16 protein-coding genes and 1 tRNA gene are annotated in these 15,229 nt (G+C 48.0%); 7 read left to right on the forward strand and 10 right to left on the reverse strand.

Features of this window, described 5'->3' with window-relative positions:
- The first annotated feature begins 96 nt into the window (after nt 1-96).
- Nucleotides 97-1,383 carry an AAA family ATPase gene (locus tag CI595_RS16375; protein WP_095174697.1) on the forward strand — a complete coding sequence of 429 codons (1,287 nt, stop codon included), beginning with the start codon at nt 97-99 and terminating at the stop codon, nt 1,381-1,383.
- 106 nt (nt 1,384-1,489) lie between these two features.
- On the opposite strand, the gene CI595_RS16380 is transcribed toward CI595_RS16375, so the two are convergent.
- The 9 genes from CI595_RS16380 to CI595_RS16420 form a co-directional block, all read right to left on the reverse strand.
- On the reverse strand, nt 1,490-2,110 hold the full coding sequence (locus tag CI595_RS16380) for a V-type ATP synthase subunit D (protein WP_095174698.1): 621 nt from the start codon (nt 2,108-2,110) through the stop codon (nt 1,490-1,492).
- A gap of 86 nt (nt 2,111-2,196) precedes the next feature.
- Entirely contained in the window at nt 2,197-3,585 is a 1,389-nt protein-coding gene (locus tag CI595_RS16385) for a V-type ATP synthase subunit B (protein WP_095174699.1), read from the reverse strand.
- Nucleotides 3,586-3,597: 12 nt separating this feature from the next.
- Complete coding sequence (locus CI595_RS16390; RefSeq protein ID WP_095174700.1) at nt 3,598-5,364, reverse strand: V-type ATP synthase subunit A; 1,767 nt, start codon at nt 5,362-5,364, stop codon at nt 3,598-3,600.
- Nucleotides 5,357-5,944, reverse strand: coding sequence for a V-type ATP synthase subunit E (locus CI595_RS16395; RefSeq protein WP_095174701.1), 588 nt, complete (start codon nt 5,942-5,944; stop codon nt 5,357-5,359). The genes CI595_RS16390 and CI595_RS16395 overlap by 8 nt, the downstream gene beginning before the upstream one ends.
- Nucleotides 5,945-5,962: 18 nt before the next feature.
- Nucleotides 5,963-6,271, reverse strand: coding sequence for a V-type ATP synthase subunit F (locus CI595_RS16400; protein ID WP_018595531.1), 309 nt, complete (start codon nt 6,269-6,271; stop codon nt 5,963-5,965).
- A gap of 40 nt (nt 6,272-6,311) precedes the next feature.
- Nucleotides 6,312-6,749, reverse strand: coding sequence for an ATP synthase subunit C (locus CI595_RS16405; RefSeq protein ID WP_065544142.1), 438 nt, complete (start codon nt 6,747-6,749; stop codon nt 6,312-6,314).
- A gap of 154 nt (nt 6,750-6,903) precedes the next feature.
- On the reverse strand, nt 6,904-8,862 hold the full coding sequence (locus CI595_RS16410; protein ID WP_095174702.1) for a V-type ATP synthase subunit I: 1,959 nt from the start codon (nt 8,860-8,862) through the stop codon (nt 6,904-6,906).
- A 17-nt stretch (nt 8,863-8,879) separates the two neighbouring features.
- Nucleotides 8,880-9,920: a V0D/AC39 family V-type ATPase subunit gene (locus tag CI595_RS16415; protein WP_095174703.1), complete on the reverse strand. Its 1,041-nt coding sequence runs from the start codon at nt 9,918-9,920 to the stop codon at nt 8,880-8,882.
- A gap of 4 nt (nt 9,921-9,924) precedes the next feature.
- Complete coding sequence (locus tag CI595_RS16420; RefSeq protein WP_095174704.1) at nt 9,925-10,236, reverse strand: hypothetical protein; 312 nt, start codon at nt 10,234-10,236, stop codon at nt 9,925-9,927.
- 259 nt (nt 10,237-10,495) lie between these two features.
- On the opposite strand from CI595_RS16420, the gene trmB reads away from it, so the two are divergent.
- The 4 genes from trmB to CI595_RS16435 all read left to right on the forward strand — a co-directional run bounded on the left by trmB (nt 10,496) and on the right by CI595_RS16435 (nt 11,990).
- Nucleotides 10,496-11,149 (forward strand): tRNA (guanosine(46)-N7)-methyltransferase TrmB, encoded by a 654-nt coding sequence (gene trmB / locus CI595_RS16425; RefSeq protein ID WP_095174705.1) that lies wholly within the window; start codon nt 10,496-10,498, stop codon nt 11,147-11,149.
- A 79-nt stretch (nt 11,150-11,228) separates the two neighbouring features.
- Nucleotides 11,229-11,372, forward strand: coding sequence for a hypothetical protein (locus CI595_RS26120; RefSeq protein ID WP_156087474.1), 144 nt, complete (start codon nt 11,229-11,231; stop codon nt 11,370-11,372).
- Nucleotides 11,373-11,440: 68 nt separating this feature from the next.
- On the forward strand, nt 11,441-11,758 hold the full coding sequence (gene trxA / locus CI595_RS16430) for a thioredoxin (protein WP_065544147.1): 318 nt from the start codon (nt 11,441-11,443) through the stop codon (nt 11,756-11,758).
- A 159-nt stretch (nt 11,759-11,917) separates the two neighbouring features.
- Nucleotides 11,918-11,990, forward strand: a tRNA-Lys gene (locus CI595_RS16435).
- A gap of 91 nt (nt 11,991-12,081) precedes the next feature.
- Here the strand turns inward: CI595_RS16435 and CI595_RS16440 are convergent.
- A complete protein-coding gene (locus CI595_RS16440) occupies nt 12,082-12,666 on the reverse strand; it encodes a helix-turn-helix domain-containing protein (protein ID WP_095174706.1) in 585 nt (194 codons plus the stop codon).
- A gap of 290 nt (nt 12,667-12,956) precedes the next feature.
- On the opposite strand from CI595_RS16440, the gene CI595_RS16445 reads away from it, so the two are divergent.
- Both CI595_RS16445 and CI595_RS16450 read left to right on the forward strand, forming a co-directional pair.
- Nucleotides 12,957-13,748: a SagB/ThcOx family dehydrogenase gene (locus CI595_RS16445; protein ID WP_095174707.1), complete on the forward strand. Its 792-nt coding sequence runs from the start codon at nt 12,957-12,959 to the stop codon at nt 13,746-13,748.
- 349 nt (nt 13,749-14,097) lie between these two features.
- Nucleotides 14,098-15,120 (forward strand): SDR family oxidoreductase, encoded by a 1,023-nt coding sequence (locus tag CI595_RS16450; protein ID WP_095174708.1) that lies wholly within the window; start codon nt 14,098-14,100, stop codon nt 15,118-15,120.
- Nucleotides 15,121-15,229 lie beyond the last annotated feature (109 nt).

A 15,229-nucleotide genomic window follows, 5' to 3' on the forward strand; every position in this document is an offset into this window, starting at 1 on the left:
ATGTTAAATAACCTATAAAGTTTATAATTACAGAAAATATGTGCTATAATCTCTTTAGGAAGCGGCTGATCGTAAATATTGCTGTAGGAGGTTTATATGGATAAATGTAAAAAAATTCTTCCGGTAGGAATCAGTGATTTTAGGAAGATCAGAGAAGAGCAATATTACTTTGTAGATAAGTCACTGCTCATAAGAGATATTATTAACTCAGGATCAGAAGTAACACTGCTGACAAGGCCCAGACGATTCGGTAAGACTCTGAATATGAGTATGATAAAATCGTTTTTTGAAAGAACGGAAGAGGCAGCAGCGGGATTGTTCAGTGAGTTGAAAATATGGAAATGTGAGCCTAGCGAGAAATATAGAGGGGAGCAGGGCAAATATCCGGTGGTGTATTTAACCTTGAAGGATATAAAGTGTGACAGTTGGGAAGAAACATATGAAAAACTGAAGAATGTAATACAATTAGAATTTAATCGTCACGTCGATTTACTGGAAAGTAAAAACCTTACCAGGTTTGACAAATTATATATGGAACGTATCCTGAATATGAGTGCTTCTGATGCAGATTGGCAGGATTCCTTAAACCGTCTGACAGGTTATTTAAAAATTCATCATAAGACACCGGCAATCCTTCTTATAGATGAATATGATGTCCCCATACAACAAGGGCATATGATGGATTTTTATTTTAAAATAATTAATTTTATGAGAAACTGGCTTTCCGGAGGGCTAAAAGACAACCAGAATTTAAAATTTGCTGTTTTGACAGGGATTCTTCATATCGCACAGGAGAGTATATTCAGCGGTTTAAATAATTTAGATGTGTATACCGTATTGGATGAACCTTACAGGGAATATTTTGGTTTCACACAGGAAGAGGTTGATGAGATTGCCGCCTATTATGACTGCGGGGATAAACGTGGGGAAATAAGAGCTTGGTTTAATGGTTATAATTTTGGCGGGCTGGATATTTATAATCCATGGTCAGTAGTAAAATATATTCGTTCCGGAAATAAACCTGCACCTTACTGGCTGTCCACAAGCAGTAATGATTTCATACACAAGATAATTGAAAAGAGTACCCCTGAGACAGAAGCGGCATTAAAGCAGGTGATGGATGGCGGGTATCTTATAACTTCGCTTAATACGCAGGTCGTGTATCCGACTATTTATGATAATCCGGATAATATCTTCAGTTTTTTGGTTATGACGGGATACCTGAAGGCGGATGCCCTTGAGGAACCGGAATATGGCGGAGATTTTGTTTTATGCATTCCTAATCAGGAATTAGCCAGTGTTTATAAAAAAGAGATAAGTAGGACTATTATAAAATATGGAATAGGGTTTTATAAAAAAGAGTTGTCAATTGTAAAGGGATAGCTTTTCGTCTGAGAGGAAGGAAAAGGCTGCCGGAAAATGTATATTTACATTTCCTGCAGCCTTTACTTATGATAATACAAACCCGCCACGTGTGCTTTCTATTATTTTACCCTTTGTTCTGCATCCGTTTAATAACTTTTAGCCGGGTGAATTCTTCCCTCTCTTTTTCCTCCAGTGCGTTGGAAATAGATTTTGTCAGATCCTCAAATTTGGGGATCGTGATATTTTTCAGCGCGTTGGCGCGCTTCTGGGTTTTCTTAATATTGATAGCCAGCCTGTAAGCGGAATTCTCCACCATGGACAGGCGGATGGTGAGCTGCTTTACCTTCTCAAAGGCCGCTTTCGCTTCATCCAGGGAGGCTTTGGTGCCGTAGTAAGCATAGGTAGGTGCCCCTGACGGCGGGTCTGACTGCACCAGGGGGATCTCGGTCCCCATGACGCTTCTGGTCTTGATGCGGATGGAATCCTCCACCGGCACAGTGCGGGATATCTCCTGCACATAGTTGATACCGATCTCCATGTTGGCCTTCTGGAGTGCTGCATAGGCGGTGCGGAAGGTGATATCAATCTGGTCCTGGATATCCTTGGCCTGGTCGATCAGGTCCATCAGCTCACGGATCAGGATATTCCTCTTCTTATCCATCAGATCAAATCCCTGCCTGGACAGTGTAAGGGAATTTTTTGCTAATATAAGGTTACCTTTGGTTGGAAAGGTATTTGGATCCATAACATCACCCTTTCTATAAAGACTTTGCTGTTAAGCCTTTCAGACTCACAGCGGCGGCTGCCTGACTGCGGCCTGATTTTCATTAACTATGCTTCCTCATCAAGAGGATGATAATACTGATCCAGAATCTTGGTGTCGATACGGTCTAGTTCATCTCTTGGAATCATGCCTAACAGTTTCCAGCCTAAATCAAGGGTTTCCTCAATGCTCCGGTTCTCATCCGGCCTCTGTCCTACAAAGTCATGTTCAAAGGCGTCACCGAATTTCAGGTATTTTTTATCCAGCGGTGAAAGTTCATCCTCACCGATTACAGATGCCAGTGCTCTTGCGTCGCCTACCTTGGCGTAGCAGGAGAAAAGCTGATTGGCTACATCCTGATGGTCGCCCCTTGTGTACCCCTCACCGATACCGTCCTTCATAAGCCTGGACAGGGAAGGCAGAACATTGATAGGCGGATAGATAGCCTGCCCGTGAAGCTGCCGCTCCAGTACGATCTGGCCTTCCGTAATGTAGCCTGTAAGGTCAGGGATCGGATGTGTGATATCATCATTGGGCATGGTCAGGATGGGGATCTGTGTGACAGAGCCGGTTCCGCCTCTTACAATGCCGGCCCGCTCGTACAGGGTTGCCAGTTCACTGTACAGATATCCGGGATAACCCTTTCTGGAAGGAATCTCTCCTTTTGAGGAGGAAACTTCACGCATGGCCTCCGCAAAGGATGTGATATCGGTCAGGATCACAAGAATATGCATACCCTTTTCAAATGCCAGATACTCCGCAGCGGTCAGGGCCACTTTGGGGGTGATCAGTCGTTCCACAACCGGGTCATTTGCCAGGTTCAGGTACATGACCACATGGTCCGCAACACCGCTCTCCTCAAAAGTACGGCGGAAAAATTCAGCCACGTCATATTTGACACCCATGGCGGCAAATACAATAGCGAATTTTTCATTGCTGTCCCCCCCAAGGGAAGCCTGCTGTACGATCTGGGCTGCTAACTGGTCATGGGGAAGGCCGTTTCCGGAGAAAATAGGCAGCTTCTGTCCCCTGATCAAGGTAGTCAGACCGTCAATGGCTGAGATACCGGTCTGGATATAGTTACGTGGATACTCCCTGGTTACAGGGTTAAGGGGAAGTCCGTTAATGTTGGAGCGGACTTCCGGCATGACAGGGCCAAGGCCGTCAATGGGTTTACCGATACCATTGAAGGTCCTTCCCAGGATATCGGAGGAAAGCTCCACCTCCATGGGATGGCCTGTGAGTTTTGTGTGGGTGTTCAAAAGGGACATGTTTTCCGTACCCTCAAACACCTGGATGACTGCTTTGTCTTCATATATTTCAACAATTCGGCCCAGCTTTTTGGAACCGTCGTCCACCTTGAACTCTACAATTTCATCAAAGGAGGCATCGCGCACGCCCTCCAGCACAACCAGAGGTCCATTGATTTCGCTCAAGCCGAGATATTCAATTGCCATAATCGTTCCTCCTTATGCATTTTTTTCCATGACGGTGTTGTAGAAGTCGTCAACGGCCTTCATGTAATCGTCGATCAGTTCCAGCTTGTCATTGGGAACATCATATTTGATGGAGATGATCTTCTCAAATATATTCTCCCTGCGAAGCACTGACATGGGCATACCCATGGCGATCAGGCTTCTGCAGCGTTTATACAGATAGAGGATGACCTCCATCATCTTAAACTGTTTGTCCAGGGACACACAGGTATCGTCGGGATGAAAAGCATTCTGCTGCAGGAAGCCCAGACGAATGACTCTCGCGATCTCCAGAGTCAGTTTCTGGTCATCCGGCAGTACATCGCTTCCGATCAGCTTTACGATCTCCATCAGGCTGCTCTCCTGGTTTAAGATAGCCATCAGGCGGTTTCTGTCGTCCACAAATTTGGGTGATACATTTTCACTGTACCAGTGGGACAGGTCGCCCAGATATTCGCTGTAGCTGGTAAGCCAGTGGATCGCCGGGAAATGTCTGGCATAAGCCAGGGATTTATCAAGACCCCAGAAACAGCGCACAAAACGCTTGGTGTTCTGGGTGACAGGTTCGGAGAAGTCACCGCCCTGGGGGGACACGGCCCCAATGATGGATACAGAACCCTCCGTGCCGTTTAAGTTCTGCATCATGCCTGCCCTCTCGTAGAATGCGGAGAGGCGGGATGCCAGATAAGCCGGGAAACCTTCCTCGGCGGGCATTTCCTCCAGACGTCCGGACAGCTCTCGCAGAGCCTCAGCCCACCTGGATGTGGAGTCAGCCATGATCGCAACATCGTATCCCATATCCCGGTAATATTCCGCTAGGGAGATACCTGTGTAGATGGAAGCCTCACGGGCTGCCACCGGCATGTTGGAAGTGTTGGCGATGAGTGTGGTGCGGGCCATGAGGGCATTGCCCGTCTTGGGATCGTGGAGCTTTGAGAAATCTTCCAGAACCTGCGTCATCTCATTGCCGCGCTCGCCGCAGCCGATGTAGACAATGATATCCGCGTCAGACCATTTGGCGATCTGATGCTGGGTCATGGTCTTACCTGTTCCGAAACCGCCGGGAACGGCTGCTGTGCCGCCCTTGGCAATGGGAAACAGGGTGTCCAGGATACGCTGCCCCGTAACCAAAGGGATGGTGGCCGGGTAACGTTTGTTTGTGGGGCGCGGGATACGGATAGGCCATTTCTGCGCCAGTTTCAGGGGATATTCGCTGCCGTCGGCAAGCTGGACCACTGCCAGAACGTCAGTCACGGTGTATGCGCCGTCCTTTACCACTTGGGATACAATACCTTCCACCTGAGGCGGAACCATGGATTTATGCACAATGGACGGGGTTTCCTGCAGCTCCGCGATGATGGTGCCGCCGTGAACTTCCATGCCGTCCTTTATAGTCATATGCACGTCCCATTTTTTCTCTGTGTCCAGGGAATCTACCTGCATACCGCGGGAGATGTATTTGCCGGACTGCTCAGCAATGACAGAGAGGGGACGCTGGATGCCGTCGAATATATTGTCCAGGATTCCCGGGCCCAGCATAACGGAGATGGCATCACCTGTGGCAGTGACCGTCTCCCCTGGTCTTAAACCGCTGGTTTCTTCGAAAACCTGAACAGTGGTGGTATCCTTTTTCAGGGAAATGACCTCGCCTACCAGGTTTTCCTTTCCCACGTATACCATTTCCGACATCTTGAATCCTGTATTACCTTTCAGATAAATGACGGGACCGTTGATGCCGTAGATAATTCCTGTTCTATTCATGTAGCAGTCCTCCGTCAAAATTGAATTCTTCTTTTTCGTTCTCGTATAAAGTTTTGAATGTGTGGTCAATTAAAATATTCTTTGCCGGGATCACCGCGCGGACACCGCCCATGAAGGGAGTTTCCGACAGGCAGAGAGGGGTCCCGCATCTGGCTGCAAGGGTTTCCAGCAGGTTGGCGTCCGCAGGGGTCAGATAAATCTGAACTTCGTCCTCACCGGCAATAGTCAGAGCCTCCCGGATCTTTTCTTCCAGCCAGCTAAGGTATTCAGCGCTGCCCATAAAAGCCTCCAGTTTGTTCCTGACTTCCACAAACAATTCCTCACGCAGTTCCTGCTGTTTCTTGGACAGACGTCTTTTAATGTGAAGCTGCTCCGCAGACAATGCCTTGTTTATCTCACGTTTTGCGTTCTCCGTCTCCAGTTTTAACTGGTTGGCGGCATTTTTCTGTTTATCTTCTTTATGTTCAGCCAGCATCTGGGAGAGGGCGGCCCGGTATTCTTCCAGGGCTTTTTCAGACTCCTCCCGTGCGCTTTCCATAGATACTTCGTAGAAATGCTGCAGTTTTTCTTCGGTTGTCATGTCGTTCACCTTCTTTATCTATAATTTCAAACCGATCGCCTCATTGACATAAGAGAGAATAAAATCGGGTGCACGGCCGGTACCATGTCTGTCGGGAATTTCTATAATGAGCGGCAGACGATGGTTCAGCCGCATGTCGTCAATGATATCGGGAAACTCCCTGCCGAATTTTTCCGTCAGTAGGATGATGCCGTTTTCCTTGTTGGCAATGGCGTCCTCCAGAGCTTTTCTCAGCTCTTCGCGTTCATGCACCACAACACCTTCCACGCCTGCTAGCCGCATTCCTGTGTAGGTGTCAATATTATCGCTGATCAAAAACATTTTCATAATGCATCAGTCTCTTTCTATTCAAAATATAAGGCAGCCCTTATCCCAGTTTACCTAAGATCATGAAGGAAATGATAAGTCCGTACAGAGCAATACCTTCTGCCATGGCTACGAAGATCATGGATTTACCAAACAGGGAACCGTCCTCGCTGATGGCACCCAGTGCAGCGCTTGCGGAGGAGGCAACAGCGATACCGGAACCGATGCCGGAAAGGCCGGTAACCAGTGCGGCGCCGATGTAGCCAAGGCCTGTTGCAAGTCCGGCGGAAGCTGTGTCAGTGGCAGCGCTTACGGAAGCGGTCCCGCCGATCATCACAACAGAAGCCACCAGAAGGGTTCCGAAGAAGAAGAAGCAGTTCACGCCCAGTGATTTTTTGTAGCGTTTTTTATTTTTCTCGCCCAGGAAAAAGTATCCGAAGGGAACAATGATGCTTAAAATTAATGCGGCTGCTATAGTAAATTGAATTAATGTTGTCATAATAATGAATCCTCCTTAGGTTTATGCATTTTTGTGTAACTGTTCAGTACCCTCACAGTTACAGGCAAAAATCCATGCAGAATCGCCTTTGGCGATGGGATTTTTGCTTGGCTGCGGAATGCTTTTTTACGGTCAGCGCAGTGAATGCGCAGACCTACTGAATCGTTGCATTTTTGTTATCTCTTTTTACGCGCTTTAAGAAAGGGTGGAATTCCCTGCCGCTGCCTTTATAGAAGCGGCTGAACATCTCATAATATTCCAGACGGAGTACCTGGATACCTACGATCAGGCCCTCCATAGCGCATACAAAGGCATTGCCCAGCACGATGACCAGCCAGTTGATACTGCCTCCGCTCTCAGCGCCTCCCAGCATGAGTACAACGCCCATCATGGCTGCATGGCTGACCGCAAATGCGCCGATACGGACGAAGGAAAGGGTGTTGGAGAGATAACTCAGCATTACCTCAAACAGTTCAAAGAAGCTCTGAACAAAGAACATGACCTTTCCGCCTTCCACAACAGGCTGTTTTTTCTTAATGATACGTGTCAGCGGCTCCTTCAGCATGATCAGGATAAGCGGTACACCGAACATGATGACCAGGATCGCCGTTGCCGGAAGAGAATGTCCTGTCAGGTACAACAAGATCATAACGGTCAACGCCCCGTAGAAGACCAGTCCGCAGACGGCATTCTGGTCAAACAGGATATTTTCCGTATCGCGGCTCCTCACTGCATTGATGATATGGAAGACCATGGTCAGCAGTATGAGGAACATACCGAAGACGATCGCCACAATAAACACAGTGTTCATATTGCCGAGGCCGGGTACATTGGTCATGGCGTCCACAGGCCGCAGCCATATGGGTTCCAGCACATCCTCAAACCCGAAGATACTGCCGAACATGAAGCCAAAGAAAGTGGAGAAGATACCGGCAGTGCCGATGATGGCCGCCAGATCCATTTTTTTGAATCTATAAAGCAAAAATCCGCCGATGGCAAGCAAAAGTCCCTGTCCCACATCGCCGAACATGGCGCCGAAGATGAAGGAATAGGTGATCGCCACGAACATGGTGGGGTCCATCTCATTGTAGGCGGGAAGGCCGTACATTTTAACATACATCTCAAAAGGCTTGAAAACTTTTGGATTTTTCAGTTTTGTAGGCGGCTGTGTGCGTATGTTGTTCTGGTCATCCTCAATGATACAGAACAGTTTGGCATCATTTTCAATGTCTTTCTGGAAAGCGAGGGCATCCCTCTCTGTCATCCATCCGCAGAGGATATAGAAGGTCTCCTGATGTTCCTTGACGCAGGCCGCTACTTTACGCACATCAAAATTGGTGGAGAGAGCACTCAGGGCTTCTTTTGCGGAGAGTATGGCGGAAGCGTCACCGCGGAGCAGCAGCCGTATCTCTTCCTGGCAGGAGGCCATGTGCTTGTCAATGGTTTCCAGTTTCTCCTTCAGCTCCCTGTGAATGGCCTGGGGGGTACCGTGGTAATAATCCTTTTTCAGATAAATCCTTTCAAAGTGCATGGAAGAGAAGATCGCGTCAACCTCCTCCATCTTGGTCCAGGGTACAAAATAGACGCCCCATACATATTCATCTTCATGGCATGGATAGAACCAGGTGTCCATGCCGTCATAGACATACTCTTTAAATTTGTTGTAATATTCTTTCGCGATCCGGCCGAAACGAACCTGGACAAAACGGTAGTGTACCAGTTTATCCACATCTTCCGGCAGATTCAGGAAGGGGGTGATACGGTTTAAGTCTTCCACAACTGCCGTCCGCTGTGCCTTCAGGTCATCGCATTCTGCATTGATGTCTGAGAGCTTCTGGCTGAGGGAGTCAATAAGATCCGTGGCTTCATCCAGGGAAATATCCCGGACCGGCACATCCTCTGTATTCTGCAGCAGCCCTGCAAATTCCGTGGCTTTGTTCAGAAGTTCCTTGTAGGGGTTGATCTGAATATAAGGGGACAGGTGCTGCACCTGCGTTAGCTGTGCCATGGCATTTTCCAGATGGATCTCATACTTAGCCAGGTATTCGTTGACAACTCTGTCAATGTCAGACTTCGGACCGGTAATGCTCAAGAATTTCATTTTCTCAATCATGTCAATTACCTCCGAGGTTAGTTTTTGTGAATATAATCCAGCGTCTCAGCCGGGGACAGTCCGTAGCGGATACACTCTATGGCAGTGGTGAGCCGGTCTACTTCGTGTTCCTTGTGATAAAAATAGGAATAGATCATAATGACTGAGTGCGGGTATTTTCTTGCCTCCGATTCCAGGACATTCCTGAGATTCAGAGTATAGTATTCTTCCAGGTTCTCCGGCGCAAGTTCCGGGTAACGTTTTTTATAGGCAGTGGTATCCAGCACGCGGCGGAACTCCTCATTGTCCGCTGCTTCCACCAGCGCGGTGATCTCTTTGTGGGAGAGCTTATAGTGCACAGGTATGAGCAGTGCGTAGATATCAGCCGGGGCCATATGGTAATACCTGCGGGAACGGTAGATCCACTGCAGGTTAAGCATATCGAATTTGTTGCCGTAGGCCTTTATGATTTCTTGCAGATCTCTTTTTTTGAACAGCTTATCTTTTACAGACCAGATATTTGCAAAATAATACTGGTCCAGCGCCATGCCGTAATCAAAAAGGAGCGGTGTATATTCTTCCCCGATCTTAGACAGTGGGGAGTAATATTCCGTACCTTTCAGACTGTTTACAAATTCTTCAATTGTAGCTGCTTGGGTCAGCTTATCCAAATCCAGTTTGGAATGCCGGTCAAAGAAATCTTTGAACAGCGATAGATCCAGCCCTTCCCGGGTCTTGTCAAATACCCTTCTTAGACATTCCTTCATAATGGCGATCTCGTACCGCTTAAAGTACAGGGCCATAAAAGTACGCTGGGAGGGATTGGCGAATTTGTAAATCTTAGCAAAGTTCTGATGGATCGTGTGGGTAAGCAGCTTCTCGATATCCCCCCTGTGGAGGGAGTTTTCATCCAGGTCAGTCCACAGCTCTTTGAATCCGGGCTGCTTTTTTAAATATGCAACCACCTGGGGAACAGATTCTAACTGTGCGATTTCCTGATACTGCCTTTCCGTCATGAGCTTGCTCTGCATGGCACGGATCTTTGTTGAAAGACCGCTGTAAGATAACAGGGTTCCCATAACATCACATCCTTAATATTTTGTCATACAGTTTCTGAGCCATCTCTTCGTGATGGGCTTCATAATACTTTTCCATTTTATGCAGGATTTCATCCGTTTCCGCTTTCTGGTTATCCAGTTCTTTTTCCATGTTGACTTCCAGGTCTCTGCGGATGGACTCCAGTTCTTTGGCAGTTTTCCGGTCGGCTTCCTCGTCGAAGGCTTTGATCTGGGCATCATTCTCTTCGGAAAGCTTTTTTTTCTGGACAGCAACGTCCTCCATGATCCGGGAAGCGGCGGCTTCAATCTCTGCCAGTTTGCTGATTACATCTTCCATAGATTTTCCTCCTTGTGTCTTCTATATATCATACACCTTTTTCAGAAAAAATCCATAGAAATCTTCATAATATTTAAGCTAATTTATACAAAAGATATAATTGTGACGGGCGTTTTTCTTATGTTTTTTGGCGAATTTTGCGGTAATCTTTGACAAAGCAAAAAGTTTTCAGTTATACTGAAAGAAGGCGGAAAATGCCGGCTGTGTATGCCGGCCGGCTTCGTCTGCAAGAAAGATGCGAAGAAAGGCTGGATATGAAATGCGTTTGAGAAATATACCCGGAGCAAAGGATGCCATTGCCGGGAGCACTTATGTGATACAGGATCCTCAGGAAAACCGTGGAAAGTGGCATGAGGTGTTCCGAAATGAAAATCCTATCCATATAGAGGTGGGAATGGGAAAGGGCCGTTTTATTATGGACATGGCTGCTCGCAGTCCGCATATTAATTATGTAGGGATCGAAATGTATGACAGCGTTCTGCTGCGGGCACTCCAGAAGATGGAGGAGCGGGAAAACGGTATAGAGGCACCTCACAATTTATTTTTCATGAGAATGGATGCCAGGGAGCTGCCGCTTGTATTTAATCCCGAAGAAGTGGACAGAATATATTTAAACTTTTCCGACCCGTGGCCCAAGGAGCGCCATGCAAAGAGAAGGCTCACATCAAGGCAGTTCTTGGAGCGCTATGACGCCATACTGGCTAAAGACGGCACTGTGGAGTTCAAGACAGACAACAGGGAGCTTTTTGACTTTTCTGTGGAGGAAGTTAAGGAGGCCGGGTGGAAGCTGCTGGCCTGCACCTATGACCTGCATCACGACAAGGAACTGAACCGGGGGAATGTGATGACGGAATATGAGGAGAAGTTTTCCTCCGTAGGGAATCCTATCCACAAGCTGATCGCAGCCAGATAGGGAAGCAGAAACCGGGTTTCGGTCCGGGATTTTTGTCATATGATATAGAGAAGCAGTTTTACCTGAAAGGAAGTATCCTATGGCAAAGAAGAAAAATATGCAGAACTCCCTCTTTGAATGGGCATATACAAACAGGAAAATGGGCAGCAAAACTGCTGATATCTTGAAATCAGTCGGAGAAGTGAATAAGCTTTTAAGTTCAGCTGGAAAAAAGAAAAAGTAAGAAAACGGGGAAAACAGTAAAAACTACTATAAGAAAGCGTGTAACGCTTAACCGGAAAGGAGAAAATCATGGTTGAAGTGATTACGGAACAGAATTTTGACAAGGTTGTGATGGGGGCGGATCTGCCTGTACTGGTGGATTTTTATGCAACCTGGTGTGGCCCGTGCAAACAGATGGCACCGGTGATCGAGGAGCTGTCTGAGGATTTGGAGGGCAAGGCCCTGTTCGGCAAGGTCAATGTGGATGAAAATATCAATCTGGCCCAGAGATATAAGATCCTGCAGGTTCCCACCTTCCTGTTCGTAAAAGACGGCAAGGTAATGAGCCGGGAGACCGGCGGGATCAGCAAGGAAGAGCTGGCAGAGGAACTTGGGGTGTGGCTGTAAAGCCGCCCCCGGCCTGCGGCCGGATGTGGAAAAACAGCGGAAATTGCGTTATTTAGGTGCAGTGTTAAATGTATATGATAAAAAACATAAAAAAATGTAAAAAAGATACTTGCATTTTTCTGGAATATCGCTTATAATATGTCTTGCGTTACAAAATATGCGCCTTTAGCTCAGTTGGTAGAGCAGTAGACTCTTAATCTATTTGTCCAGGGTTCGAGTCCCTGAAGGCGCACTAAAAAGCACTGTTTTTGCAGAGTTGGAGCTGCGGGGACGGTGCTTTTCTTTTTGTGTCCGCCCGGCTGTGTAAGATCCGGGCGGTTTTTTTATATTTTCATTTTCATCAGCCCATGCCGGTTGCAGTATGCGTACAAAATACCATGCCCCTTTTTGGGGAACCTGGCTTCCGGGCTTTGTTCGGGATAAAGCTTGACAAGCTCAAAGCGTCCGGAGGTCACATAGGCAAAGAAGGAAATAAAATGTGTCTTTGTCATTTCATGTTCCATGGTGATGTAATATTCATCATCTACAATCTCTGTGACAAGGGTGTGTCCTGTATCTATGGTTTCGGCTTCCAGGGCCGGAAGGGTGATGCCGCAGCAGCTCACAACGCTTTCCCCCATGGTGTGTATCACATTTCCGCATACAGGGCAGACATAGAGCTTTGAGCGGAGCATATTGCTGGAAATGTTGCTGTTGGAGATACAGTCCCCGGTCAGCAGCTCCACCACGGATATGCCCAGCACTTTGGCCAGAGGCTCGATCAGGCTGATGTCAGGAAGGCCTTTGGAGGTTTCCCATTTAGATATGGTTTTGTCGCTTACGTCCAGCCTGCCTGCAAGCTCTGCCTGGGTCATTTTCTTTTTTTCTCGCAGCTCCCGTATGGTGCTGCCGGTGATATAGTGATTCATGATCAAACTCCTTTGTTTTTTCTTTATAGGTAACTGTTCAGTGCCCTCACAGTTACAGGCAAAAATCCATGCAAAATCGCCTTTGGCGATGGGATTTTTCCTTGGCCGTGGTACACTTTCTTACGGTCAGCGCAGTGAATGCGCAGACCTACGGAATAGTTACCTTTATAGTACGTTACCGGGAGCAAAAACACAACCTACGCTGCGTAGAGTACGGGCCGGGAAGCGGATTGTACTAATATGAGGATTTTGTTATAATAAAAGGCAAAACGGACAGGGAGGAAAAGGGTATGAATGATGAGACGAAATATAAGATCATGCAGAACCGGGAACTGTTAAAGGCCTATAATGTCTCCGATGCCGGGGCCGAGGCCACGGACCAGGAGCAGAAGCTTCCGGAAGCGCCTTATGTGAAGGCGAAAAAGGGAGAGCACATCATATCTCTGACAACGGATTTTGATGGGATTGCGGGAAATGCGGATCTGTTGTGTCTTCTGCAAGGCAGGGTGAGCAGGAGGAAATACAGCGGTGAGGCAGTTACTTTAAGAGAGTTGTCGTTTCTTTTGTGGGCGGCCCAGGGAATCAGGAGGGTGATTGGAAAGAACCATTTTGCCACGCTCAGGAATGTTCCCTCAGCCGGCTGCCGGCACCCCTTTGAGACATATCTGTTTGTGAACCATGTGGACGGACTTGAGAAGGGGATCTACCATTATCTTCCCATGGAACATGCCCTTGAGATATGGGATGGAAGGCAGGATTTTGAGGGGGAATTGACCGAGGCGCTCTGCGGACAGTATTTTGCGGCCTCAGCACCTGTGACATTTGTGTGGAGCGTGGTTCCCTACCGGACAGAATGGCGGTACGGCATGAAGGCACATAAGTACATCCTTTTGGATGCAGGACATGTGTGTGAAAATCTGTATCTGGCATGTGAGGCCATTGGCTGCGGAACCTGTGCCATTGGTGCCTATGACCAGGACTGCCTTGACGAGCTTCTGGGATTTGCGCCGGGACCGTCTGCCGGGGCGGAGTATGAATGCGCAGTGTACGCGGCAAGTGTGGGCAGGGCGGTGGACAGGTAGCAGCAGGGCAGTGGACAGGTAGCAGCGGGGCAGTGGATAAGTAGCAGCAGGGCAGTGGACAGGTAGCAGTAGGGCGGTGGACAGGTAGCAGCAGGGCAGTGGACAGGTAGCAGCAGGGCGGTGTATAAGCAGCAGCAGGGCAGTGGACAGGTAACAGCAGGGCGGTGCATAAGTAGCAGCAGGGCAGTGGGCAGGTAGCAGTAGGACAGGAGTGTGGGACCCGTGCGAAAAGAGATAAGATAGCAAAAGTAAATGCTTGTGTGCTGCCGTTCTCCGGGATATAATAATAGGTACAGGCCGGGCAAAGTATGAGCCGGTAATTTTACGATTCCAGGGAGGACAAAAACAGATGAGAGTGCTATTTATTGGGGGCACCGGGACGATCAGCATGGCAATTACCAAAAGACTGCTGGCAGAGGGACATAAAGTGTATCTGCTGAACCGGGGAACACGAAACAAAGAGCTGCCCACGGGAGCTATCGGGCTTACCGGGGATATAGAGGATGAGGAGCAGGTGTGCAGACTCACGGAAGGCATGAAGTTTGACGTGGTTGCGGACTTTATCGCATTTGTGCCGGAACATGTGGAGCGTGACTACAGGATGTTTAAAGGCAGAACCGGACAGTATATTTTTATCAGTTCCGCATCCGCATACCAGAAGCCCCCTTCCGATTACAGAATGACAGAGGGAACACCCCTCTCCAATCCAAAATGGCAGTATTCCAGGGACAAGATCGCCTGTGAGGAGTTTCTTATGAAAAAGTACAGGGAAGAGGGATTTCCTGTGACTATTGTGCGTCCAAGCCATACTTATGACGAAAGGAATGTACCCATAGGATTACACGGGGACAACGGAAGCTATCAGGTGGTCAAGCGGATCAAAGAGGGAAGGCCTGTGCTGATACCGGGGGACGGGACATCCCTTTGGACTGTGACCCATAACTCTGATTTTGCAAAGGGATTTGTGGGCCTTATGGGAAATATCCATGCCATCGGGGAGGCTGTGCAGATCACCTCAGATGAGACGCTGACCTGGAACCAGATATACCAAGCAGTTGCGGACGCGCTTGGGGTGCAGCTTCATCCTGTACGGGTATCCAGTGATTTTCTGGATAGCTGCAGTGACTATGATTTTAATGGAAGCATGATGGGGGATAAATCAAACTCTGTGGTGTTCTTAAATGACAAGCTGAAACGGCTGGTGCCTGGATTTTCTGCTGAAAAGCGTTTTGACCAGGGGGTCAGGGAAAGTCTGGAGTACATTGAAAGCCATCCGGAATGCCAGAACCCGGACCCGGCGTTCGACGCATTTTGTGACAGGGTAGTGGAAGCGCTGGAACAGGCAAAAGAATATGTGAGAGCAGGAAGATAAGGAACAGGGAAGTGGTAAAGTTATGGCCGAAGGATAGACAGTATCCTTCGGCCATTGCTGACTGTGGAAAACAGGGACTATTAAGACCGCGTTTCTAAAGCCAGTCCGC

Source organism: Blautia hominis, assembly GCA_002270465.1.
Taxonomy (GTDB): Bacteria; Bacillota; Clostridia; order Lachnospirales; family Lachnospiraceae; genus Blautia; species Blautia hominis.

Excerpts from the sequence above, each read along its gene's own strand:
- CI595_RS16395 (WP_095174701.1), bottom strand. The coding sequence starts at position 5,944 with ATGACAACCGAAGAAAAACTGCAGCATTTCTACGAAGTATCTATGGAA.
- CI595_RS16445 (WP_095174707.1), top strand. The coding sequence starts at position 12,957 with ATGAATGATGAGACGAAATATAAGATCATGCAGAACCGGGAACTGTTA.
- CI595_RS16385 (WP_095174699.1), bottom strand. The coding sequence starts at position 3,585 with ATGGCAATTGAATATCTCGGCTTGAGCGAAATCAATGGACCTCTGGTT.
- CI595_RS16410 (WP_095174702.1), bottom strand. The coding sequence starts at position 8,862 with ATGATTGAGAAAATGAAATTCTTGAGCATTACCGGTCCGAAGTCTGAC.
- CI595_RS16405 (WP_065544142.1), bottom strand. The coding sequence starts at position 6,749 with ATGACAACATTAATTCAATTTACTATAGCAGCCGCATTAATTTTAAGC.
- CI595_RS16450 (WP_095174708.1), top strand. The coding sequence starts at position 14,098 with ATGAGAGTGCTATTTATTGGGGGCACCGGGACGATCAGCATGGCAATT.
- trxA (WP_065544147.1), top strand. The coding sequence starts at position 11,441 with ATGGTTGAAGTGATTACGGAACAGAATTTTGACAAGGTTGTGATGGGG.
- CI595_RS16415 (WP_095174703.1), bottom strand. The coding sequence starts at position 9,920 with ATGGGAACCCTGTTATCTTACAGCGGTCTTTCAACAAAGATCCGTGCC.
- CI595_RS16390 (WP_095174700.1), bottom strand. The coding sequence starts at position 5,364 with ATGAATAGAACAGGAATTATCTACGGCATCAACGGTCCCGTCATTTAT.
- CI595_RS26120 (WP_156087474.1), top strand. The coding sequence starts at position 11,229 with ATGGCAAAGAAGAAAAATATGCAGAACTCCCTCTTTGAATGGGCATAT.
- CI595_RS16400 (WP_018595531.1), bottom strand. The coding sequence starts at position 6,271 with ATGAAAATGTTTTTGATCAGCGATAATATTGACACCTACACAGGAATG.
- CI595_RS16420 (WP_095174704.1), bottom strand. The coding sequence starts at position 10,236 with ATGGAAGATGTAATCAGCAAACTGGCAGAGATTGAAGCCGCCGCTTCC.
- CI595_RS16440 (WP_095174706.1), bottom strand. The coding sequence starts at position 12,666 with ATGAATCACTATATCACCGGCAGCACCATACGGGAGCTGCGAGAAAAA.
- CI595_RS16380 (WP_095174698.1), bottom strand. The coding sequence starts at position 2,110 with ATGGATCCAAATACCTTTCCAACCAAAGGTAACCTTATATTAGCAAAA.
- CI595_RS16375 (WP_095174697.1), top strand. The coding sequence starts at position 97 with ATGGATAAATGTAAAAAAATTCTTCCGGTAGGAATCAGTGATTTTAGG.
- trmB (WP_095174705.1), top strand. The coding sequence starts at position 10,496 with ATGCGTTTGAGAAATATACCCGGAGCAAAGGATGCCATTGCCGGGAGC.